Source organism: Fibrobacter sp. UBA3629 (assembly GCF_002374005.1).
In the GTDB taxonomy this organism is placed as follows: domain Bacteria; phylum Fibrobacterota; class Fibrobacteria; order Fibrobacterales; family Fibrobacteraceae; genus Fibrobacter.
Map to the genome: position 1 here is coordinate 178,135 of NZ_DFLC01000030.1, position 23,382 is coordinate 201,516.

14 protein-coding genes are annotated in these 23,382 nt (G+C 55.3%); 5 read left to right on the forward strand and 9 right to left on the reverse strand.

Annotation, left to right across the window (positions count from 1 at the left end; genetic code table 11):
• Positions 1-34: 34 nt before the first annotated feature.
• Entirely contained in the window at positions 35-6,892 is a 6,858-nt protein-coding gene (gene sprA / locus B2310_RS10005) for a cell surface protein SprA (protein ID WP_290731076.1), read from the reverse strand.
• Positions 6,893-7,048: 156 nt separating this feature from the next.
• A complete protein-coding gene (locus B2310_RS10010) occupies positions 7,049-8,941 on the reverse strand; it encodes an AIPR family protein (RefSeq protein ID WP_173364912.1) in 1,893 nt (630 codons plus the stop codon).
• Between the two features lie 267 nt (positions 8,942-9,208).
• Between B2310_RS10010 and B2310_RS10015 the strand changes: the two genes are divergently transcribed.
• Genes B2310_RS10015 through B2310_RS10025 form a run of 3 tightly spaced genes read left to right on the forward strand, consistent with a single transcriptional unit; the run spans position 9,209 to position 12,678 of the window.
• Positions 9,209-9,961, forward strand: a complete 753-nt coding sequence (locus B2310_RS10015) for a leucine-rich repeat domain-containing protein (RefSeq protein ID WP_173380823.1) — start codon at positions 9,209-9,211, stop codon at positions 9,959-9,961.
• A 9-nt stretch (positions 9,962-9,970) separates the two neighbouring features.
• Complete coding sequence (locus B2310_RS10020) at positions 9,971-11,236, forward strand: S41 family peptidase (RefSeq protein WP_290731079.1); 1,266 nt, start codon at positions 9,971-9,973, stop codon at positions 11,234-11,236.
• 17 nt (positions 11,237-11,253) lie between these two features.
• Positions 11,254-12,678, forward strand: a complete 1,425-nt coding sequence (locus B2310_RS10025; RefSeq protein WP_290731082.1) for a S41 family peptidase — start codon at positions 11,254-11,256, stop codon at positions 12,676-12,678.
• 65 nt (positions 12,679-12,743) lie between these two features.
• On the opposite strand, the gene B2310_RS10030 is transcribed toward B2310_RS10025, so the two are convergent.
• Positions 12,744-13,616, reverse strand: a complete 873-nt coding sequence (locus B2310_RS10030) for an FKBP-type peptidyl-prolyl cis-trans isomerase (RefSeq protein WP_173364916.1) — start codon at positions 13,614-13,616, stop codon at positions 12,744-12,746.
• Between the two features lie 134 nt (positions 13,617-13,750).
• On the opposite strand from B2310_RS10030, the gene glmS reads away from it, so the two are divergent.
• Positions 13,751-15,580, forward strand: coding sequence for a glutamine--fructose-6-phosphate transaminase (isomerizing) (glmS, locus tag B2310_RS10035; protein WP_290731085.1), 1,830 nt, complete (start codon positions 13,751-13,753; stop codon positions 15,578-15,580).
• A gap of 40 nt (positions 15,581-15,620) precedes the next feature.
• The gene (locus B2310_RS10040) at positions 15,621-17,018 is read left to right on the forward strand and encodes a segregation and condensation protein A (RefSeq protein ID WP_290731088.1); all 1,398 of its coding nucleotides are present in this window, start codon (positions 15,621-15,623) and stop codon (positions 17,016-17,018) included.
• 44 nt (positions 17,019-17,062) lie between these two features.
• On the opposite strand, the gene B2310_RS10045 is transcribed toward B2310_RS10040, so the two are convergent.
• The 6 genes from B2310_RS10045 to B2310_RS10070 form a co-directional block, all read right to left on the reverse strand.
• Positions 17,063-17,347, reverse strand: a complete 285-nt coding sequence (locus B2310_RS10045; protein ID WP_072809059.1) for a hypothetical protein — start codon at positions 17,345-17,347, stop codon at positions 17,063-17,065.
• 8 nt (positions 17,348-17,355) lie between these two features.
• Entirely contained in the window at positions 17,356-18,069 is a 714-nt protein-coding gene (locus tag B2310_RS10050) for a zinc metallopeptidase (protein ID WP_290731092.1), read from the reverse strand.
• Between the two features lie 103 nt (positions 18,070-18,172).
• Positions 18,173-19,354, reverse strand: a complete 1,182-nt coding sequence (locus B2310_RS10055; RefSeq protein WP_290731095.1) for an ABC transporter permease — start codon at positions 19,352-19,354, stop codon at positions 18,173-18,175.
• Entirely contained in the window at positions 19,351-20,514 is a 1,164-nt protein-coding gene (locus B2310_RS10060; RefSeq protein WP_290731098.1) for an ABC transporter permease, read from the reverse strand. The genes B2310_RS10055 and B2310_RS10060 overlap by 4 nt, the downstream gene beginning before the upstream one ends.
• Before the next feature lie 12 nt (positions 20,515-20,526).
• Positions 20,527-21,525: an HlyD family secretion protein gene (locus B2310_RS10065; protein ID WP_173364923.1), complete on the reverse strand. Its 999-nt coding sequence runs from the start codon at positions 21,523-21,525 to the stop codon at positions 20,527-20,529.
• A complete protein-coding gene (locus B2310_RS10070) occupies positions 21,525-23,306 on the reverse strand; it encodes a TolC family protein (RefSeq protein ID WP_290722546.1) in 1,782 nt (593 codons plus the stop codon). Before B2310_RS10070 ends, B2310_RS10065 begins: the two co-directional genes overlap by 1 nt.
• Between the last annotated feature and the right edge of the window lie 76 nt (positions 23,307-23,382).

Consider the following 23,382-nt stretch of genomic DNA (forward strand, 5'->3'; position numbering starts at 1 on the left):
TTCGGCTAACTGCGTTAGCCTTGCGCACCCACAATTAATTAAACTTCAGCAGTAGTGCAATTTCGAACTGCAGTATCTGCCGCAGGTGCGGAGTCTCGTCATCAAGCTTTTCGTGAATCTGGCGGTATTCGATGTAGCTGCTCATCGAGGCCATCTTATTGAACTGGTAGCTTGCGCTCGGACGGATAAACCATTCGTGTGTCCGCGAGGGCACCGTACGGTCCGTAAGCTTCAGCTCGGGCTTGTAGGCTGCATCGGGAGCGTTGACGCTGGAATCGAAATGCCACTGCTTAAACACCCCGTCCGTACCGGACTCCTTATTCCACATGCTGTAGTTCTGATCGGGATTATATTCCTTGCGAATCGTCTTGTTGTAGTCGTAGCCCGCAGTCAATTTCAGGTCCAGGTTATTTTCAAGCTTGAAATACCACTTCCAAATCTGGAAGCCCTTTTTGAGCTTGAGCGGATAGGAAATCGTAAAGTCGTCCCCGATGTTTATGGCAAAATCGTTGTAAAGCGACGTATGTATCCACGGAGTTTCCCAGAAGTAATCGGAGGTATCGGCAATATTGCCCGTAGAATCCGGCCAACATGGGAGCCCGATGACTTCTTCCTTCGGACGTCTGTCTGTTGTCTCTATCTTGAATCGAACGCTATTCTCTATCTTCAGGTTTTTCTGAGTCAAGAAGGTCACGCGGATGAGCGGATTGAAGTTTATCTGATGCGCCCAGGAATCTTCTGCGCTCTGGAACGGCTTCACCGTCGTCGTGTAGGTATAGTCAAACCGATGGACCGTGCTCACACTCTTGAAGCTATTCAACAGAGGAATCCTTTGCGCAAAGTTCGGGACCGTCACGCCTACACCGATCTTCGGCCACACCGTCGTCGTATCTATGTAAAGCGGGTATTCCCTGGACTGCGCGAAATCTTCTTTCCACTGCAAATCGCCGGTAATGCCGATATCCCAAATAGGCAGGGTAAAGCCGGAACCAATCTGGAAGCTACGGGAAACCGCATGGCGGAAGTTGCCCTGGTAGACAAGGGTATCGACATCCTTGCTGCGGTATTGGCCGAACCTTTCGAAATCACCGCGCGAAGTAAGTCCCATATCCCCGGATACAATATTCCACAGGCCACGATTGCGGTAGCCGTTACCAAGGCCTAATCCGTATAGGTAATACTGGAAGGGTGTCACGCCCTGCTGTTCGTACAGCTGCGCAAGTGTAAAGTTTTCACCGATGGTATTCGTGCTGGCCGTCCAGTTCATGCGAATTTCGCGCCACTTGATTTTTTCAAGAGCCTTCACAGCCATGGATTCCTTTCCGAACAATTTAACAAGGTCGACAATCTTGAGCGTGGGTGTGAATTCAAACCGGTTCGTCTGCGAAATCGTCCAGTAATTCTTTTCGAGCGTCTTCTGGTTCATGAAGTCAAAGTCATCGGGAATTGTCTTTTGCTGGTTGAAGTCAGAAGTAAATCCCATGTTGAACGGCAGGAATGGAATCAGGCGAGGATTGAAATTAACCTTGAACTGCTGGTTTCTAGAACGTTCGTTGCGGAGAATGCCGTAGGACTTGCCATATTGGCGACTACCGACGCTATCCACCTTGTAGAACGTGGTGCTATCATAAAGAATCGTGTAAGAATCCGGATTGGACATGTCGATAGCCATATCCTTGCCCGAAGCATCCTTCTTCGGAATCGTATCCGTCGGGATAATCACGAGGCTGTCGCGCGAAATATAGACCTTCCTGTCGGTATGGTCGTAATCGAAAACATACCCGCTAGCAAAAAGCCCGCCTTCATCAGTGGTAAAGAAGTTTTCTTTCACGAAGCCTTCGCGGTCGCCGCCACCATACATGTCGCGCTTGATATTCAACGAGTAGCTCGTAGAAAGGAACGACAGGATGTTCCAGCGCATGTTGAGCTTATGCGTGAGGTCCGCCGTATAGGTGACGACCTTGTCCACCTGCGGTTCCACGAAATCCGGATCTCGCACCTGGTTCACGTAGCGGACATAATTCAAATCGAACAGTGTCACATCGAACGTCTGCGGCCAAGGTTCGAACTCCGTCTTGGAGAGCGCTTTCAGGATTGCGTTTTCGGAATTCGCAAGCGATCCGAACGGCTTCATCTTGAACAGGCTGAACGTTCCGAGCTTGTATTCAAAAACCGTATGGTAAGCATACGTAGAATCTGCCGCCGTAGTCGCGCGGCCTTCGCTCTGCTTGAAAGAGTAGCTCGCCGCGGGGCGTTCCAGAAGCATCTGCGACAGCACCTCGCCCACCTTGGATTCAGAAGCCTTGTAGCTCTTGCTGTAGCTGATACTGAAGTTCTTCTCGCGCGTGTAGGATTCATAGCCCTTAGACTTGGCTTCGTCACGCAGTTCCTGTTCCTTCTTGTCAGATGTCACCGAGAGTTCGTTCTGGAACATGTCCTTCGTAAGGTTGCCAAATCCGCTATGTTCGAGCGTCAGGTCATCAGAGGGCTTCATGTACGGCCGCTTCGTCGAGCTTCTGTAGCCCAAATTCATCGGGATGCGGAATCCCAGGCTATCCGGAAGGAACTTGTTCAAATTGACCGACACGTCGGCCGACACGTCCAACTGCGAAGCTGCCTGCGACGCCTTCGGCTTCGGGGACCCACCCGTCGTCGACAGGGTCGCAAAGTTTCCATCCTGATAGCGGACGGCGCCCGAAACGGAGAGGAAGTCCGCAAAGTTCACCTGTCCCGAGGTGCGCGCCGCATAGCCCCATTCCGTATCCATATCCGACAGCCTGAGGTCATCAATCCAGAACGTTCCCTTGAGATCCGCCGGCGAGGCATTCGAATCCGCGATAATCACGAAGCGCATCCAGTCGATACTTGACACGGTGGGGTTACCGACCAGCTTAATGCGTTCATCGCGGTCACCGCCCAGTTCCCTCACGACCGGTTCCAAAAACGGCGGATGCCGACCCTGCTTCAGGTCAGAGAAGTCCGAGACATTCATCGCAAACGCGTTGTCGAGCCAGTTCTGCTCATGGCAATCCTGGTCACGTTCCGACGACGAACATTCGTATTTCACCGGGCGGAAGCTCCATTCATAATAATCCGAAGAACCTTCAAGAGATCCCGAGCCAAACTGCATCGCGAAGCGCACCGGAACCTTCTCGGCCTCGGTTACATAGTGTATTTCCATCTTCAATGACTTGTAAGACGCAAGGTTTTTCTTGTCCGTTTCGAACAGGCGCGTCACACCCACTTCCTGCCCCGGATTCATATTCTGGTAATCAAGGACAAGGGATGTTTCCTTGAGCGGCGCGTTTGTTTCGGAATCCCGCTCCGTCTTGGTATTCGGCGACTTGAAGTAAGTATTCGCATTCTCGCGGCTGTTAATGGTCGAAACCTTTATGTAGCTGGTATCCGATGTCGATACATTTTCCGAAACCTTCATCTCGTTGCCATTTACGCTCACCACCTGCGAATTCTCGTTGGAAGACGTCTTATAGAAATCCGCAACCGTAGTTTCTTCCCAGGCATTGCCAACGACCGCAAGACCCACGACCTGGACCTTCGCCTCCGCGACACCCGGATTCAGCTTTCCAATCCAGAGACGAGTGTAGAGCGCCTGAGCGAGGATCGACTTGTAGCTGCTCCCCGTCGAAGACACGAGCGTATCATACTGGTTCAGCGGGATGCGCCACTTGCGCCAGCCATTCTTCAAGCGGTCAAAGTTCGCCTCGTTCGTATCAGAAAGATCTATGCGGTAGCGGACGAAGCTAATGTCGGTATCGAGAGAACCGTTCTTGTTGATGTCCTCGGTATCGTAGGTGCGTTCACCCGAGTTGTTTTCAGTACCGTTAATCGTTACCGGCGGGTCGCTGTCGTCATCCAGGTTCTCGTCGAAGTTGTCCAGCGAGATATCCGTCGTCGGTCCCGCATTGCGAGAATTGACTTCCGAGGAGATACATCCAGAGATTCGGCAATCCCACACCTGGCGTTTTTCGTCTGCACCGCTAGTCCCGTCCAGGCCCTTGTCATGAAGTGCCGTCGTAGAGCCCAAGTCATTTTCGCCATTATAGAACCCGTCAGGTTCGTAACCATTAATGGAAAGGTCTTCGCTGACCTGCCCGAGATCGAGGTAAAGCGAGCCTACGTTTCCGCGAGCCACAATCTCGATATACTTCATCTCGCTCATGTCCTGGTAGTAGGCGCTGTTCGGACGCATGATGCCGCCCCACGAATTTCCCACCAGGTTGTCGTTCGCACGGAGCGTCATCTTCAGCACGGTCAAGTGCTGGTTGTCGACATCGGAATTGCCCACATTGGGGTAGATGTACTTGTAAAGTTCCGTGTTATTGCTGTGCCAAATGAATTCGCCCTTATGGCGGTAATCCTGATTCTCGATGTAAGTCGAAGGATTAGCGGACACACCGCCCGGAGGCGACGCATGATACCAGGAGAGCCTCGACAGCGGATAGGTCAGCCCCGAGGAGGTCGCTTCGAAATCTTCGACAAGCGCTTCGGCGTCTTCGCTCGTATTCGCATTGTGGCGGCTTCCGGCAAATTCGGCTTCGAACCTCCAGCTGGACTTTGCTTCCGTGTTAATGCCCGGAATCTTATTCACGAGGTCCGTAAACACCTGGACCGTATCCTGGAGTCTCAGGTTCATGCCCCACAGGAAACTGGAGAAGGGTTCGTTTCCGAGAGTCGGCGTCTTGGCTGTCGTGCTCTGGCTCTTGTAGAGAGCCGTAATGCCAAAGAGGGATCCCGTGCCGAATCCGTAACGTTCCAGCGGCAGTTCCGCGCGAGCACCGAGCAAAAGCTTGTTGTCTATTTCGAACAGGGGTTCGCATTCGAACTTCACCTTGATTTCCTTGTTCGGGTCAAGAGCCCGTTCGCTCAGGAGTTCGATTTGTCCCAGTTCGTAGTTCACCTCGTAGTCGACTCCCCGCGTAAGGACCGTGGAACCGGAAGTCAGCTTTTCCGTGCCCGGCGAAATATCCATGCAGGCACTTCCACTCACGGAATAGCTGGAGTTCGGGTCTCGAACGCTGATAGTCGAGCTCCGGCGCTTGCCCACGGATTCAAAATAGAACTGGCTCGTGTAACGGTTCAAGTTGTAAACAGGCAGCGAATACAGTTGCGATACCGCGTTCGAGGAATCCAGCAGGCGGAACGGTTCAAGGCAGTTCGCACGAGCGCGTTCCGTCGCATTCGGTCCGCTATACTCCGACAGGGGCTTACACGGAAGCCACATTTCACCCGTATAGTTGCCGCTCGCGTCCTTCTTGAAAATCGTGGCATCGCTCACGAGGGGACTTCCGGTCGAAGTATCCGCCACCCCTAGAGTCTTGAGGAACGAACCGGCCACGCCCGACTTGTTCTTCATGCGCAGGACAAAGCTGCTGGCGCTCGCATCCGAGATGCCGATGCTATACACATTACGCAACATCAACTTGTCGATGTCGGTCAGATCGGCAAGGGTCGCATCCCACTGGATAAGGACGACGCGTGCGCCGTCATTTACCGTTGTTCCAGTCCTTCCCGTCCCGTCATTGCTCCAGCTTGCAGCGAGAAGCGTCGAACGGGTCACGCCGTTCACCTTCACAATACCCGTCTTGGGGTCGTAGGTGAAATCGCTCGACGGGATCTCGACCATGCGTTCCACAGTCTTCTCGACAGTCTTGCCGTTCGGAGCCTTGTAGACGACCGTGATATTGTCGATGACATCCTTCGACGCGTTCATCGCGCTACGCTTGTAGAGCTTGAGGTTCGTCGCCGGATAGTTGGAAGTCGTCCGCCCCGCGATACCCGCATTGATGTAGGCGCTACGCGCCTCATGGTTCAAGAAGTAATAGCGGTAGGCAACGAACTGCTTGTCGAGCACCTGGAATTCGGTCGTCGTCTCGCTCGCGTTGATGGTGTATTCTTCCTGGCTTCCTCCGTCCTGCGAAGCAATCGTCGTGAGTTTCCAGTCGCCCAGTTTCCAGTCAGCCTTGATACCGAACAGGCCCTGATGGTTCTCCGAGTAACCCGTCAGTTCGGTACCCGAAAGCGAAAGCGAAGTCGTACCCGCTTCCACGCGCTGCAGAATGTAATCTTCGAATTCTCCCTTGAACGATTCCTCGTAGACGACGCGCACCTGGTTCTGCACCCCCAGGCCGCTTTCGACATTGTTGACCTCGACCGTGATGTAGGGACCGATCTTGCCCTTCACCATGAAGCTCGGTTCATATTCCAAGGTCGGCGAAGGCCAAAGGCTCGTCTTGGTGCTTCCCTCCGCGTCATCCAGTTCGCCGTAACCCTTGAAGCGAACGTTCATCGTTCCCTGGAGCATGAGCTTCGGCTTGTCGAAGCCGAAAGTTTTCATCCACGCAGGCATGTTCACCGGGATGGTGATATCGAACATAGAACCCGTTTCCGGAGCCTCGTACCCGCCGTCACGCTGGCCAACAAGACTGCTGAGCCAAAGGTTCTTACGGCCAATGTCGTACATGTCGGCCACGTAATCCGTGAGTTCAGGGTAATGCGCCGTCCAAAGAGTCGTCGTGTCGCGCGAGACACTGTTCACGCGTTTCTCGCTCACATCCAGTTCGCGGGTCGCCATGTTGATGTCATGGCTGAACACCTGCCCCCTGTTCGACTTCATGAGCATGGGCGAAGAACCCACGCCGCCAAAAGGCAAAAGACTGTTCAGGGGATATGTGGATGGAGGCAGGGGGAAATAGTCCAGTGTCGGCTGCCATTCCGTTTCGGCAGGATCCTGGGGCTGGGCTTCATCCGCATTTTCCGCTGCAGGAGCAACGTCTGCAGGAGCGCTCTCCTGAGACCACGAAATGCCGAACGCCGCAAGGCAAAGGGCAAGCAAACCCGTCGGGGCTTTATGTCCAAACTTCCTAAAAAGCAACAGTCTTAAAATACAGAATTCGGCGGCGCCAAATCCAGTAAAAAAGTTGATTTTGCGGTAAATTAGAAAATTATAACAAGGGAGAAGCTACATAAAAAGGAAATCCCCGCAAAATGCGGGGATTAAATCCTTGAATCGGGAGGTTGCTCCGAGACGTTAGATGAACGCCTCGATACCGCCCTTGCACTTCTCCCAGCTCGAATTCTTCTTGCACAGGAGTTCCATCATCTTGTCGTAGGTCGCCGTGTTCGAGAAGCCCTTCCACAAGCGACGTTCCACGGATTCACCGCTATCCTTGTCAATCGTGGTAATCGTGTCGTAGTAGGCCGGATTATCCTTGAACTCGTTAATCAGGATGCCCTTCAAGTCTTCCGTATAGATCCTGGAAGCGTACTTGAGGATGGATTCGTTGAAGTTGAGTTCGTTCTCGACGAGCCATTCGAAATCCTGGATAGGATCGCCATAGACGAGCCAGTGCTTGAGAGCGAGTGCCACGACGAGATCCCTCACGGCGCTGCGGAAGATGAACTTGTCTTCGAGGCGGCCATTCCAGGTAATCTTGGTCAGCGGGTTATCGTCGTTGGCTTCGATAGAGACACCCTTGCCCGGAGTTACGCGACGAATCTTAATCGGGAGACGGCTAAGAAGCTGCCATGCCTTCGTGAAGGCAATCGTCTTTCGCACGAAGTCCTTTTCCTTGTCCGGCGAAACGCGCACGAAGGCACCGAAGCAACGCTGGTAAAGCGTTTCCTTGTCGAAGATGCAGTCGCTGCTGCGGCATTCGCTGAGCTTGCCGTCCATCATGAACAGAGTCTTCGCAAGTTCCGGGCGCATGCGCACTTCGAGCTTGCGGGTACGGGCCTTGAGGCGCACGCCGTCCTTGTACACGTAGGTAAAGCCTTCTTCCTGGTAACGCTGCCAAATGAAGAACTGCAGGTCGTCGGCGGCACGCAGGTGATAGCTGAACACCGGGTTCTGGCGGTTGTTGGCCATGGTCACCTGGTTCAGGAAGTTGTCGGCACCGGGGTACGGCACCACGACCTTCACCAGGACCTGCGGGTTCACCGGCTTCTTGCTTCTCTTTGCATAGGTTTCATAGGTAAAGAGCGACTGGGCGCCGTTAATGATCTTTGGACGTTCGATCACGAGGACCTTCTTGCCGTCGCGTTCCTTCGCACGGAGGTCATCGCCCGTAAGGGTCATGCCGTTGTGCAGGAACGGGAAATCGTCCACGTTCACGTTCTCGTCGTCGTTACGTTCCATGGTCTGGAAGGCGTCGATGAGGGCCGCGTTCGTATGCGTGAGGTTACCGAGATAAGTACGGATGTTGCTGCTGACAATCGCCATGTTGTGCTTCGTCTTGAGGCGCTTGCCAAGAGCAACGTGATAATCAAAGATCGTGCGGATGGGGCAGAATCCGAGGAAAAGTTCACCGTGGTCGCTCGTGAGGTGAAGCGGTTCGGACTCCATCACGATTTCGAGCTTGTCGTCGGCACTGCGAAGATCCTTGGTAAGGTCGTCATGCTCGGCCATGATTTCAAGCTTCGCCTTGACTTCGTTCTTCCAGATGGCAAGCTTGCGGCGCATGTCCTTGAGGGTGCGTTCGAGTTCGGAATCAGTGAGATCGCGGCTTGCCTTGGTACGGAGAACCGTAATCTGGAGCGTTTCCATGTAGGGGCGGCTAGCCGGCGTATCTTCGTCATCCTCTTCGTCGCCGTCAGAAATCTTCTTTACATCCCACGGGTCAGCCTCTTCGCGGAGCGAAAGGAAGAACGGGTTCGTGGGGTCGCTCGTGCGGAACACTGCAATCTGCAGCTGCTTGAGGTCGGAATTCAAGTGGGCCACCACCTTTTCGAGGGGGGTATCCTCATCCAGGAAGATGAAGAACTCCATGAAGCCCTGTGAATACTGGAAGCCGTGGAAACAGCCGTTCTCGTCTAGGTTCAGATGCCGGAGTGCCTTGATTCGGTCGTTGGGATCGTTGGGGTTCAGACTCAAGAGGCTAGCGACGAATGCTAAGCGGCGTTCCTGCGATTTTGTTAGTTCCATTTTTTCCTCAATGATTCTTCTTGCGGCCCACCATATTTAGATATATAATAGACCACTTCGGATTTCGCACACTAAAAATAGTTTCAAAACTACAATTTGAGTAAAAAAATAATAAATCTTTTTGTAAAAAGACCAAGAATACCCCTAAAAATAATGCACAAATGAGCAAATTCCAATCAAAAATATCTTTTCCGGGCATTTTCCCCCGCGGATTTCGTCAAAAAAGCTATGATTTAGACGAGAACCAAAACGATCTAGGAGTGCCGTATGAATTTGCTTGATATCATCACCAAAGCCAAGGCCGAAAAAGCTAAAGTGCTGGACCTTTCGCAGAAGGAACTCCGGCTGCTTCCGCCTGAACTTTTCGAAATCGAAACCCTCGAAGAGCTCAACCTGGACCGCAACAAGCTGGTCGAAATCCCCGACGAAATTGCAAAGCTCAAGAACCTGAAGAGCCTTTCGGTGAGCGAAAACGACCTGATGGAGCTTCCCGAGACAATCGGCGAGCTCAAAAACCTGGAACACCTCTACCTGGGCTACAACAGCCTCTCGGAACTCCCGAGTTCCGTCGGCAACCTCGAGAATCTCCGCACGGTAAACATCGCGAAGAACCAGATGCTGGACCTGCCCCTCGAAATCGGCAAGTGGACCAAGGTCGTGAAGCTGTCCCTCCACGACAACATGCTTTCGGAAATTCCGGCCTCCATCGGCCGCATGAAGGGTCTCGTGAAGCTCTACCTCGACAACAACGACCTGACGGCCATTCCCGCATCCATCGGCAACCTCGAGAACCTCGAGATCCTCATGGTGTCGGGCAACAGCCTCGGCTCCGTGCCTTCCGAACTGGGCAACCTGAAAAAGCTCCGCGAACTCGTGCTGGACGCAAACCAGCTCGATTCCCTGCCGGACACTCTCGTCCAGTGCGATTCCCTGGAAACCGTATCCATTGTCGAGAATCCAATGGAAGACGGAGTCCCTCGCCAGCTCCTCGACAAGAAGGGTCTGAAGATAGACCAGTAGCCTATGCGCATGCGCCTGTGGCCACTTTTACCTATAGCCCTCCTTGTCGGTTGTAGCGATTTTCTTTCGCCTGTCGAGAGCACGCCCGAACCGACGGAATACGAGTTCAATTACTGGCTCCTGCAAAGGACCTACCTCTACGAGGACGAGCTTGCAGGTCTCCCCGAGAAGGGCGATTCCGTGCAGGCTCTTTACGGGGCGCTTTCCGATCGCTACACACGTTACGTGGAGCCCTCCCGGAGCGAAGCCGTCACCGAATCGCGCAACACGAGCATCATCACGGGCGATATCGGACTCGAATACATGGAAGATTTCAGGTTCGAGCACCCGCTCTTTGTCTATCGCGTCTACCCCGAAAGCCCGGCGGCGAAGGCCGGAGTCCCCAAGTACGGGAATATCATATCCATCAACGGGACCGAACTTAAAGGCGAAGACGCCTACAGCACGTTCCGTGCCGTATTCTCGCAATCGGCAGACATCGTCCTCGAAATCGCATTCGACAACAGCGTCACAGTCTACAGCATGCACCGTGAGAGCATCTACGCGCCGACCATCTTCGTCGACACCATCCAAGGAACGGAAGTCATCTCCATCCGCGAATTCAAGCCGAACACCATCGACCGCGAAAAAGGAACCTACGGCGAACTCCGAAACCACCTGGATTCCACGAAGGGCGACACCTCGGTCCGCATTATCGACCTGCGAGGCAACCCCGGCGGGCATGTCGACCAGTGCATTCCCATGGCAGACCTCTTCGTCCGCGCCGGGACCCTATCGACAAGGTCATGGTCGACCTTCGACGCGAGCGGCAGCCGCATCCACATGCAGCGCTCTATCCATGCCAAGGGAGGCGACCCCGGAGAATCGGGCAAGTTCATTATCCTGGCCAACAACGGAAGTGCCTCCTGCGCAGAGATTTTCATTGCAGCCGTCCGCGAGCTTACGGATATTCCCGTCGCAGGAACCACCACCTACGGGAAGGGCATCGGGCAGTCGGCATGGACCACCGTCGCAGGCGGGCTCGCGACCATCACGACCCTTGAGTTCAAGACTCCCAACGGGAATTCCTACCACAAAAAAGGAATCGTCCCCGATTACCCCTGCAAGGAAGGTGCGACCATATCCTGCGCCGTCGACGCTATAGGCACCCATTTTCAAAAATCCTTAAAAAAGGGATATCACGGCCTCCATGCACAAGAACCCACCATACTCAGGCTTAATTCTCCCGACACAGCCTATTCCGGTGGCGCATGGACGGAAAACTTGCTATTTTAGGAAAAAAGGAGACCCGCATGAACGCATTCAAACACATTGCTTTTTTAGCATTTTCATCGCTAGCGCTATTTTCGATAAACGCCTGCACAACGACATCGGGGACATGGCTGGACGACCCGTTCAACAATGATTTCGACAACCTGGCCGAAGATCAAAAAGAACTCGTTTACAACGGATTCCTGCTTCAGTCTTTCTACGTAAACGCCTCGACCGAACTGAGGGACGCCGATGTTTACGATGGCAAGGGAGCATCACACGGCTTTTCTCCGGACGATTACGAATACCCCGACGTATCGTACATGTACAGCACCATAAACGACAACTACACCAACTACTACAGCCCCCGCATTGCCGACCGGATTATCAACCTGCTGACCTACTCGGAGACCGCAATCGGCATCGGTGCAAAGGTCAAGCCGTATACAAGCCCCTCCTGCGCCGAGACGGATGAAACCTGCAGCGATTCGGTCACCGTGTTCGAATTCTCCCAAGTCTACAAGGGCGGGCCGGCGGAAGCCGCAGGCATCAAGAAAGGCGACATTGTCGTTTCCGTCAATGGGACAGTCCCGAACACGGTAGACGCATTTGACAAGCTGACCACCGGCCAGGAAGGCGAAAAAATCACCCTGGAAATTTCCCGCGATGGAGACTCCCGTGAAATCGTAATCACGCTGGCGCCCTACATCTCGCCCACCGTCTTTGTTGATGACTACAAAGGCATTCCCGTCATCACCATTTCCGAATTTACAGACACGACAACGCTCGCTTCCGGCACCTATGGCGAATTCCTCGAGGCTCTTGAAGAAACCGACGGAGCGCCGTCCACTATCATCGACCTGCGCGGGAACCCCGGCGGAAGCGTCGATCACTGTCTGAATATTTCCGCCGAACTCGTCTCCAAGAACGACACTCTGGTCACCATCATCGAGCACGGGCTCGACGAAGACTACGAAGCCGTCGTGGATACGGTCACCTACACAGCGGATTCGGACGGTCTCGGCAAGGGACGTTACTATGTATTCCTCGCCGACACCGGTAGCGCCAGCTGTGCCGAAATCATGCTCGCGGGTGTTGCGCACAATACCAAATCCCCGATTGTTGGCATGGTCACCTACGGAAAGGGAATCGGTCAATCATACCTTGGAACCTACGCAGGGGGAATCGCAGGCATCACCAGCATGAGAATCATGGACAAATACGGCAAGAGTTATCACCGGTTCGGGTTTGCCCCCGATTACGAGGAAGCGGACCCTGACAAGGCTCTCGAGAAGGCCTATTCCCTGGCAGAGGATGCAACCGCCGTCGGTGCCGTAAGCTACGGGACGACGGACTTGGGACACTTCACGCTGCAAAAATCCCAACGCGGGAACAAGAGCCCCAAACGCGGCGGAGCGTTCAAGATACTCCGCAAGCCCATTGCAAAACCGGCGCCGCTCAAGTAGCCTTCACGCCATAACGGAAAAGGACCCCGAATGGGGTCCTTTCCTGTTTACTGATTTCCGTTTGCTTAGTTTGCAGCAGCGGGAGCGGCCTCGGCCTTCGGGGCTTCGGCAGGCTTGGCTGCAGCCTTGGGAGCAGCCTTAGCCTTCGGGGCTGCCTTGGCAGGCTTTTCTTCCTTGGCAGGTTCAGCGGCGGCCGGAGCGGCGGCGGCATGCGTATCGATGAGTTCCATTTCGAATACGAGCACGCTGTTGCCCGGAATCTGCGGGCCACGTCCGTGCGGGCCATAGGCAAGGTCACTCGGGATCCATGCGGTCACCTTCTCGCCCACCTTCATGAGCTTGAGCATTTCCGTCCAGCCCGGGATGACGGCGTTGATCGGGAATTCGAGCGGTTCGCCACGGTCGACGGAGCTATCGAACTTGGTTCCGTCGAGAAGTGTACCGGTATAGTGGACCTTGACAACGTCGGAATCGCTAGGAACGGCGCCCGTACCTTCGGTAATGACCTTGTACTGGAGGCCGCTTTCCGTCGTCACGACACCTTCGGCAGTCTTGTTGGTGGAAAGGAACGCTTCGCCAGCGGCCTTGCGTTCTTCATTGGCGATGCTGTCCTTCTTGTTTCTTTCTTCCTGGTTCTTCTGCTGGAGTTCCATCAGGTTTGCAAACACGACAGAGTCCGTCATCAGGTACTTGGCGGAATCCTGCATGTAGCGTTCCTTAAATGCCTGGATAAACACATCCACATCCAGGTCGATAGAATCACGGGTCACCAGCTGGAAATGGGCCTGGTTGCCGAAATGGGCACCGAGAGCGTAGCTGTACTTCTCCTTGTCCGTATTGAGGGAGGTCTTGGCGGCCTGGCCCTGAGTACAAAACTGGTCGCATCCCGTCATCATAAGGGCAAGCGTTCCAGCAGCAACTATAAATTTAGTCTTCATAGAGTCCTCTTTTTTGTGTGTTTCTTATCACACTCTTAAAATAGCAAATCCAGCATGTTTTTTATCATGCAAAACTATTTTTTACATGGCCTTTTTCATATATTATGGGCAAAAACAATCAAGGTATACTGAACATGTGCGGAATAGTCGGCTACATCGGCCCAAATGATGCTTTACCCATCCTCGTTGGCGGTCTCAAGAAACTGGAATATCGCGGTTACGACAGTTCGGGCGTCGCCCTCATCGAAAACGCGAAAATAGAGATTGTCCGCGCATCGGGCAAGATCAGCGCCCTCGAAAACAAGCTCAAGACCACCCATATTGGCGGAAACATCGGCATCGCCCACACCCGTTGGGCCACCCACGGAGCACCGACCGAGGCAAATGCCCACCCCCACGTGAGTTACGACGGCAAGATTTCCATTGTCCACAACGGAATCATCGAGAACTACGCAACCCTCAAGGCGAAACTCATCTCCGAAGGCGTGCAGTTCAAGTCCGAAACCGATACCGAAGTCGTCGCCCACCTCATCGCGAGGTTCTACAACGGCGATCTCAAGACAGCCGTGCTCAAGACTCTCGCCAAGATCGAAGGCACGTTCGGCCTCGCCGTCATCTGCAGCGAAGAACCGGGTACCCTCATCGGAGCCCGCCGCGGAAGCCCCCTCATCCTGGGAATCGGGACCAACTCCGAATTTTTCCTTGCGAGCGACGTTTCGGCAATCATCAACCATACGCAGAAAGTCGTCTACCTCGACGACAACGACGTGGTGCAAATTAAGGACGGCGCCTACTCCATCGTGAACATGAACAGCCACGAAGTCCAGCGCGACGTTCAGGATGTGGAATTCGATGCGGACGCCATTGCGAAGGGCGGATTCGCGCACTTCATGCTGAAAGAAATTTTCGAGCAGCCTGAAGTGCTCCGCAATACCATGCGCGGCCGCCTGCTCGCCGCCGAAGGGAACGCGAAACTCGCGGGCCTCGACACGAACATCAAGGAACTGAGGAACATCAACCGCATCATCATCACCGCCTGCGGCACAAGCTACTATGCGGGCATGGTCGGCGAATACATGATCGAGGACCTGGCGGGTGTTCCGGTGGAAGTCGAATACGCATCCGAATTCCGCTACCGTAACCCCATCATCAAGCCGGGCACGCTCGTGCTCGCCATCAGCCAGTCCGGCGAAACGGCCGACACGCTTGCCGCCCTCAAGGAGGCCCAGCAGAAGGGTGCGACCGCACTTGCGATATGCAACGGCGTGGGCTCCACAATCGCCCGCACGAGCGACGGCGGCGTGTACCTGCACGCAGGCCCCGAAATCGGCGTGGCGAGCACCAAGGCGTTCACCAGCCAGGTGACCGTACTTGCGATGATTGCACTCTTGCTCGGGCGCCAGCGCAGGCTCAGCTTCGAAACCGGAGCGGACATCGTGAAGGCGATGCAGGAACTCCCCGCACTCGTAGAACAGACACTGCAGCTTTCGGACCAGATTGCGGGCATTGCGCAGAAATACGCGAAGGCGAACAACTTCCTGTATCTGGGCCGCCACTTCAACTACCCCGTCGCCATGGAAGGCGCCCTGAAGCTCAAGGAAATCAGCTACATACATGCCGAAGGCTATCCCGCCGCCGAAATGAAACACGGTCCCATCGCCCTCATCGACGAGAATATGCCCGTGGTGGTCATCGCCCCGAAGGACGCCCTGTTCGACAAGGTCATCAGCAACGTGCGCGAAATCAAGGCCCGTGGCGGACGCGTCATCGCCGTCACCACCGAAGACTGCAAGCCGCTCGACGAATTTGCGGACCACCTCATCAAGGTACCGAAGACCATCCCGATGCTCATGCCTATCGTGACATGCGTTCCGCTACAGCTCCTCGCCTACCACATCGCGGTTCTCCGCGGAAACGACGTGGACCAGCCGCGCAACCTCGCGAAGAGCGTGACGGTGGAATAAGGCAAGCCCCGAGGCTATTTGATTTTCTAGATTTGGAATCATGACCGAAATCGAGGAACAGGAAGATTACGAAGTCCGAATCGGCTCCTTTAACGGGCCGATGGACCTGCTCGTGTACCTTGTCCAGAAGAAGGAAATGTCGCTGGACCAGATCCCGATTGCAGAAATCGCGGACGACTTCCTCGCATGGGTCAACAAGATTGGGGTGACCGACCTCTCGAAGGCGGGCGACTTTTTGTACATGGCGAGCCGCCTGATGGCCCTCAAGGTGCAGGAACTGCTCCCGGCAGAAGAACGCGACCCGGAACTTGTCGAAGAATACAACGCCGACCGCGAAAAGCTCATGCAGGAGATGCTCGAGTACCAGCGCTACAAGCAGGTCGCGGGCGGGCTCCAGGACATGGAAGGCAAGAACTTCGGCACCTACAGCCGCGGCCGCCTCGAAAAGACGCAGAATGACGAGGACACGCTCGCCGATGCGAATATCTGGCAGCTGTTCCGCGCCTACCAGAAGAGCCTCAAGACAAAGATTTCGGATACGGTCCACCACATCGAACTCGACTACGTGACCATCCAGGACCGCCAACAGGCGATCAACAACTACCTGAGCGTAAACGGACGTGCGCTGTTCGAGGACCTGCTCGACAACGACAGCCACCCGATCGTCGCCGCCGTGACGTTCATGGCACTCCTCGAGATGATCAAGACCGACGAGGTCGTGTTCCGCCAGAGCGAACTCTTTGGCCCCATCTGGATCTACCGCAAGAAGAACAACGCGGAATACGCCGAAGAAATGGCGCACGAAACCGTTTTCTATTCGAAGGACCCGGACGTAAAGCCCGGACTCGTCGAAGAAATCCGCAACATGGCGCTGGCCCGCTCGCAGGCAGGCAGCGTGGGCGATATCGCCGCCGTGATGAAGGAGGCCGTGCTCTGGACGACCCGCGGGCGCGAGGTGACCGAGGAAAACCTGCAGGCCATGCTCGAAGGGCGCGAAGACCTGAGCGAAGTGCAGGAAAACCCGTTCGCCGAGATGATGAAGGAAGACGAGGCCGCCGAGGCGGCGATGTCCGGCGCTCCTGCCGAAACCGCACCAGCGGATGGTTCGACGGGCTCACCAACCGATGTACCGGTTGATAGCGAGCCACCGACAACCGAAACGGTTGCGGAATCTTCAGTAGAAATGGAGATGCCCGAACAAGTCGGGCATGACAATGAGAAATGGTTCGCCACGCCTACGGCTCACGATGACGTGAAAGAAGAACCGCAGCCGTCAGACAACATGAGCGACGAGGAATTCGAGGCGTTCATGAAGAATGCCCAGGCGTTCTACGACACCCAGGCCGAGGAAACTCACTCAAACGAAGACATCGCCGGAGAATCCGGCGATGATGATGACGACTTCCCGTCCATAGAAGTGCATTCCGGCGAAAAATAATGCGACAAGGGAGGGTTTCGCACGGGTACCTTCGGTGCAAAAATTTAATCCCAATTAATGCTCGGGGGCGGGTCCTTCAAATCCTTGTTCTGCTTGGCCGCCTCAAACTTCTTTTCCAGGAGCTCGGCGCGGTTCTTCTGCGCTTCTTTCGCTGCGGCGAATTTCGCTTCCAAGTCGGAACTGCGGGATTTCTGTTCCTTGAGGAAATCGTCGAAGGACTTGACCTCCTTCTTGAATTCCTTATGGCTCAACACCTCGCCCGTATCGGCGTCCACGACGATTTCGCCCTTGCACATGGGGCATTCGATGGTAAGCGTCCTTACGGCCATAGAGCCCCCTAGTCCCTGCGCCCGCCGATAAGGCCTGCGCGGTACGCCCAGTAGAGCAACTGGAGAATCGAGCTGATGGCAGCCGCCACGTAGGTAAGGCCCGCAGCAAACAGTACGCCCGAAACCGTATTGTATTCGCGTCCCTGTGCCACGACGTCCATGCGGGCGAGAGCCTTCTTCGCGCGGCTAGAGGCATCGAATTCCACCGGAACGGTCACCAGCGTAAAGAGCGTCGTCGCTGCAAACAGGAGCACGCCCACGATAGATATCGGCTGGCCTATCGCCTTCCCGAATCCCATGAGCATGATGCCGATAATCACGAGCCACGGTCCGAGCGAGCTTCCCAAGTTTGCCACAGGGACAATAAACGAACGCAACCACATCGGGAAATACCCCTGCGCATGCTGGATGGCATGCCCCACCTCATGTGCGGCAACCCCCGCGGCGCTAGCGCTGCGCCCGTGATAAACTTCGCGGGAAAGGTTGAGCGTCTTGTTGAGAGGGTTGTAATGGTCCGAAAGGAACCCCTGGTGTTCAAGCACCTTCACGTCGGTGATGCCTGCATCCATGAGAATAGCCTTCGCCACGTCGGCACCGGTAAGCCCGCTCGAAATTTTCACTTTCTGCCCCGCATTGAAGCGGATCTTGACCAGCAGCGAGACACCGCCCGAAAGGGCGAGCGTCACCACGAGAATCATCATGTATAAAGGATCGAAATACATCTGAATTCCTTTTGATAAAGTTTTACACCCTAAATGTATAAAAACAAAGCCGGAAAAGGTAGTTTCCTATCCGGCTTATTCGCATTCCATCGAAAAAAGCTAGCTACATGTCACCGACGTCTATCTTCACCTTGTCGCGGGCGCGGGTCAGGACAAGCCCCAAAACCAGGTACACGACCGCCTGGATTGCAAGCTGGTACAACTTGGGCGCAACCTCGTATATATCGGCCCCCATCTGCTCGATGGAGAGCCACGCCGGTATGGCAAAAGTGCTCGGCAGTATGTACGATATCGAGACCATCCACTGGGGCATCAGGTAACTGGGCCAACTGAAATTCGCAAGGAAGAGAATCGGGATGGAAAGGTACAGGAACAGCTGCATGCTGGATTCGCGACGCACAAATATCTGCGAGACCACCATGCCGAAGTTGATGACGGACGCCAAGAACACGATGGAGAAAACCACCATCGGCAACAGTTCCCCACGCCTCGGGAAATCGAACAGGTTGTAGACGATGCAGTGGTAGAACAGGATAAAAGAACAGTAATGGACAAAGTAGGCAATGGAACGGCCAAAGTAGCGGTAGGGCACCGACTCGTTCTCGACGGGGCTGTCGCGGAACTTTTTACGGAAACGCCTGTGCGCACGCGAACCGCCGAGCACACAGATTCCGATAATGAGCGACTGCTGCAAGATAACCACAAGAACACTCGGCACCACGTAGTTCGCATAGCCGCCGGTGCTGTTGAACAACGTCTGAATGCTTATCGGGAAGGGATCGCGCATGGCAATCGCCTTGGCGGAGGGAACCTTCTTCGAAAGCGCAATCTGCTTTACCTTGTTTGTAGCGCCCACTGTCAAAGCGCAAGTGGAGAACGCCGTCCCGATGGCGCCATGGAACATGGCATAGGCCCCATGCGTAAAGATGTTGACCGTCACCTGGTGCTTGCCGCGGATATCCTTCTCCATGTTTTCGGGAATGACCATGAACCCGTAAATCTCTTCGCGGGCCATCGCCTCCTCGGCGAGCCGCATTTCGGGATAGATGGATTTGACTTCGATCTGCTGGGCTGCGGACGCCATGCGAATCAGGTCGCGGGACATGGACGTGTTGTCGAGATCGACGACGGCTACGGGAACCTTCGATACCGTCTGGTAAACGTAGGGCACCGGATAGTAGAAAGCATAAATGAGGCCGGCCACCACGAGCAGGAGCACCGCGGCGGGGTCCGTATAAATCAACTTCCATTCGGCGAAGGCAACTTTCCAGAGGCGCTTGATCATGCTTGAGCCTCCGCATTCTTGACTTCTTTCATCTTGGCTTCACGACGCAGGTGCTGTTTCCAGCGCATCGACATGAGGAGCGCACCGAGCACATTCCAGAACACCGCCATCCCGATAAGGATTTTCATGCTTTCCCACGCAGAGGCCATATCCACATCGCCAAGGAGCATCGTCGATTGAATCATGAGCACATGCGTCAGCGGGAGTATAAATGCAAAACAGCGCACGGCAAAGGGCATCGCCATCACCGGAAAAGTCTGGCCAGCAAAGGCGAACGCGGGGCTTCCGATAATGCCTGCGGCACCTGTCGCCATTCTCATGATGCCAAACACGCCCACAAAAACGGTTCCCGCGCCGGAACATGCGAATATCATGAACAACTGGGCCGCAGCCGACATCACGAATTCATCGAAGGTGAGCGGAGCCAGCAACCTGTGGCAGTAAGCGTAGCAACCGACGGTTTCGAGCCAGAGCACGATGTTCATCGGGATCACGCTAGCCACCCACAAGGTAAGGCGCGAGCCGCCCGCATAGCGGATCATCTCGGTCACGCGGTGGTCTCGAAGCGGGAACGACACCACGTACACCCCGACAATCATCGCAGCGAGATGGAAAATTGCAATCACGAGGCCGAACGCGAGGAATCCCTGGTAATTGCTCTTGAGGTTCCCTACCGAATGGATTTGCACCTTCACGGGGTCTTCCATCTGGGCGGTAAAGAGTTCGCTGCCTGCAGACGCAAGCACGGAGCGGATTTCCTTGGTCGCGAACATGTTGGTGAGGTAATTCTGGCCGCTGGAATATACGGGGATGACTGGCGCTTCGAGGCGGAGCGCCCGGCGTTCCAGGTCGTTGGGGAACACGAGGAATCCCTGCAGGTCACCACGGACAACCGCATGCTCGCATTCGCTCATGTCCGTGCAAATCATCTTGATGTCGAGCACCGGACTCGAACGCAACTTCATTTCGAGCTTATCGGCAAGCTGGCTATCGTCCTGCTTCACGATCCCGATAGGCACGTGTTGCACAATCTGCGACGAGAACATCCCTATCGTAAAGAGGGATACGCCAATGGGCAACACTACAAGAGTCATCCACAACACGATATTGTGGCTGAAATAAATCTTGCGGATGGTGTTCAACAGGCCATTCAGAATCATGGCGCGACCGGATTACTTGATGGAATCGGCAGAAAGGAGAACGCTCATACCGGGGCGAAGGTTCTCGACCTTTGCCGTCGGGCGGAGGCGCACCTCGAACGTCTTGAGATCGAACCCGCCGCTTTCCTTGGAACTGCGCCAGGTGGCATAGTCGCCCACGGAAGCGATGTAGCTCACTTCCATTTCGACATCCTTGTCAAGGGCCGGAATACGGAGCACGAACTTCTTGCCCTTCGAGACATTCTTGAGCATGTCTTCGCGCAGGTGGAATACCGCCCAGGCGTCGTCCAGGTCGGTGACGGCGATGACGGGCATGCCGGAACCGACAACTTCGCCTTCCTCGGCAAGCTTGAGCGAGACTTCGCCGCTGATGGGGCTACGAATCTTGGTTTCTTCGAGGTAAGCGTCGACTTCGGCGGTGGCACCGCGGGCCTGCATCACGAGCGCATTCGCAGCGGCCTTGTCTTCGCTGCGGGCACCGGCCAGCGCCTGGTTATACTGGGCTTTCGCGGCATCGGCAGCGGACTGGCTCGCCTTCATCTGGGTTTCGGCCTCGTCGCGCTTCTGGAGCGGGAGCACGCCCTCGTTAAAGAGTTTCTGCACGCGGTCGTAGGTGTTCTTCGCAAGCGTCGCCGCATCCTGGGCGCGGTCGGCCATCGCCTTGAGCGCTGTAATGTCTTCGCTTCGGGCTCCGTTGCGGGCCTTGCTCGCCTGGGCGCGTGCGGCACCGAGGGCACCCTGGGCCTGCATCTTCTTCGCCTCGATTTCCGGGCTGGAGATAACGGCTACGATGGAATCCTTCACGACCAGGTCGCCCTCGTGCACGAACAGCCGTTCGATGCGGCCGGGAACCTTCCCGGCCACGAGCACGCGCCGTGCTTCCATCTGCCCCTGCAAGAACTGCTCACGCGGGGCAGTCGCAAACTTCTGCAACTGCATGACGCCCAAAACCACGAGCACAATCAGGCCCGCGACAACGATAACCTTTCCGAGAGTCTTAAGCACGTTCATTATTTAGCCTCCGAATTTTCAGCCGAAGATTCCTTTTGTTCATTCTCTGCAGGCGCCGTTTCAGCCTGCTTTGCGCCTTCCTGGGCCGGAGCCTCCGGTGCAGCCTGCATATCGGCAGGAGCAGCCGGTGCAACCGCATCTGCCGTGGCAGCCGTCGTATCTGAGGCAGGTTCCGCTGCGGGCTCCGCAACAGGTTCTGCCTTTTCCACAGGGCGGGTCGCATTGAGCATCGTTCCCGCATCGGCCACCTCGCCCGACGCTTCCAGAAGCCCGAGCCAGGCGACAACCGCATCAAAATGCGCCTTCAAATCGCCCACTTGCAAGCGGGCAAGAGCAAGTTCCGCATCCACCACGTCAAGGCCGGTCGCAAGGCCCGCCTCGTAGGCGCGGGTCTGGCTGCGGAGGGCTTCGTCGGCAAGTTCGCGGGTCTTCGCAAGACTTGTCAGACGGCCTCTTGCATGTTCCAGTTCGCGCCAGCGCTTTTCGACAAGCAAATTGATATTGTCGAGCGTCTGCTCTTCCTTGCTCGAAAGCGAACGTTCCATGGACTTCGCGGAGCTTACCTTGGCACGGGATTCCTTGCCCCCCAGAATCGGGAGGTCCCACTGCGCTTTCGCGCCCACCGCCCATTCGGGCTCCAGAATCGTCAAATCCTTCGTGTAAAGTTCGCGGTAGCCAAACAGGGCGACCGTCGGGAACCAGTCGGCGCGCGCCGCGCGAACGGCATCCTGACTGCGTTTACGTTCCGTGCGCAACTGGCGAAGGCCCGGATGCTTTTCACGGGCAAGCTGCTTGAATTCTTCCATGCTACGGACCACCTCGGGAGCTTCCACCGGAGTTGTCGCCGTGATGCTCGTATCCGTCTTTAAGAGGCTCGCAAGCGCCATGCGGGCAAGCGACTGGTCACGCAAGGCATCTTCGTAGGCATTCTGCGCTTCAGCAAGGGCCACCTCGGCACGGAGGCGTTCGGCCTTGCTAATCTGGCCGCCCTCTTCCAGCTTCTTGGAACGTTCCAGGTGACCTTCGAGGTTCTTCATCGTCGTCTCGCGCATCACCGTGAGTTCTTCGGCAAGGCGGAGCGTGAAATACTTCGTCGCGACATCCATCAAGATGGTGTTCTGCGCCATGTCGAATTCGGCCTTGCGGGCATTCACATTCTCCTTGGCGGCATCGTAGGCGGAATAAATCTTGAGGCCGGTAAAGATGGGCCACACGACCGTCACACGCGCATTGAAGAACAGGTCATCCTGCACCTTCATGCTAAAGTCGGTATCGCCAATCTTTTTCGAGGCCGATTCCCCATACGAATCGGCAGCCTGCTGGGCAAGGGCACCCACTTCGGGGCTCCCCATCACGCCGCTACGGATATCGCCCGCCTTCTGGTCGACCATGCTTTTCGCGGTCGCCTCGTCCAGTCCGTAAGCGTCCATCGTCTGTTTCACGGCATCGCCGTAAGCCTTCTCGTAAGCCTTCTCGTACACGGAAAGGTAAGCCTTGGAATAGGCAGCAGCACTCGCCACCTCGCCAAGGGGTTCCTGCAGGCGGCTCAAATCAATCTTTATCGGCTCGTTAATCTTCGTGACCCCGGCAGAAAGGGACACCTTAGGTAAAAATCGGGAAAAAGCCTCGCTCTTGCCGCTCTCGGCCATTTCGACCTTGGCGCGTTCCGCCTTGATTTGCGAGTTGTTGGACTTCGCCATTTCGAGGGCGTCCTGCAGAGTAAGCGGGGTTGCCATGGCAGCCATGCTGAATAAACCAATATAGACCAAGCTCTTTTTCATAGCATGTAAAAAAATACAAATTTTCCAGCCAAAAATAACTCCGCTCATCCCGACAATTGCGCAGAAAATCAGAAAA

Bases quoted from the DNA above. Each gene is read 5' to 3' on its own strand.
- B2310_RS10020 (WP_290731079.1), top strand. From the start codon at position 9,971: ATGCGCCTGTGGCCACTTTTACCTATAGCCCTCCTTGTCGGTTGTAGC.
- B2310_RS10060 (WP_290731098.1), bottom strand. From the start codon at position 20,514: ATGATTCTGAATGGCCTGTTGAACACCATCCGCAAGATTTATTTCAGC.
- glmS (WP_290731085.1), top strand. From the start codon at position 13,751: ATGTGCGGAATAGTCGGCTACATCGGCCCAAATGATGCTTTACCCATC.
- B2310_RS10050 (WP_290731092.1), bottom strand. From the start codon at position 18,069: ATGTATTTCGATCCTTTATACATGATGATTCTCGTGGTGACGCTCGCC.
- B2310_RS10040 (WP_290731088.1), top strand. From the start codon at position 15,621: ATGACCGAAATCGAGGAACAGGAAGATTACGAAGTCCGAATCGGCTCC.
- B2310_RS10030 (WP_173364916.1), bottom strand. From the start codon at position 13,616: ATGAAGACTAAATTTATAGTTGCTGCTGGAACGCTTGCCCTTATGATG.
- B2310_RS10055 (WP_290731095.1), bottom strand. From the start codon at position 19,354: ATGATCAAGCGCCTCTGGAAAGTTGCCTTCGCCGAATGGAAGTTGATT.
- B2310_RS10070 (WP_290722546.1), bottom strand. From the start codon at position 23,306: ATGAAAAAGAGCTTGGTCTATATTGGTTTATTCAGCATGGCTGCCATG.
- B2310_RS10025 (WP_290731082.1), top strand. From the start codon at position 11,254: ATGAACGCATTCAAACACATTGCTTTTTTAGCATTTTCATCGCTAGCG.
- B2310_RS10045 (WP_072809059.1), bottom strand. From the start codon at position 17,347: ATGGCCGTAAGGACGCTTACCATCGAATGCCCCATGTGCAAGGGCGAA.
- B2310_RS10015 (WP_173380823.1), top strand. From the start codon at position 9,209: ATGAATTTGCTTGATATCATCACCAAAGCCAAGGCCGAAAAAGCTAAA.
- B2310_RS10065 (WP_173364923.1), bottom strand. From the start codon at position 21,525: ATGAACGTGCTTAAGACTCTCGGAAAGGTTATCGTTGTCGCGGGCCTG.
- B2310_RS10010 (WP_173364912.1), bottom strand. From the start codon at position 8,941: ATGGAACTAACAAAATCGCAGGAACGCCGCTTAGCATTCGTCGCTAGC.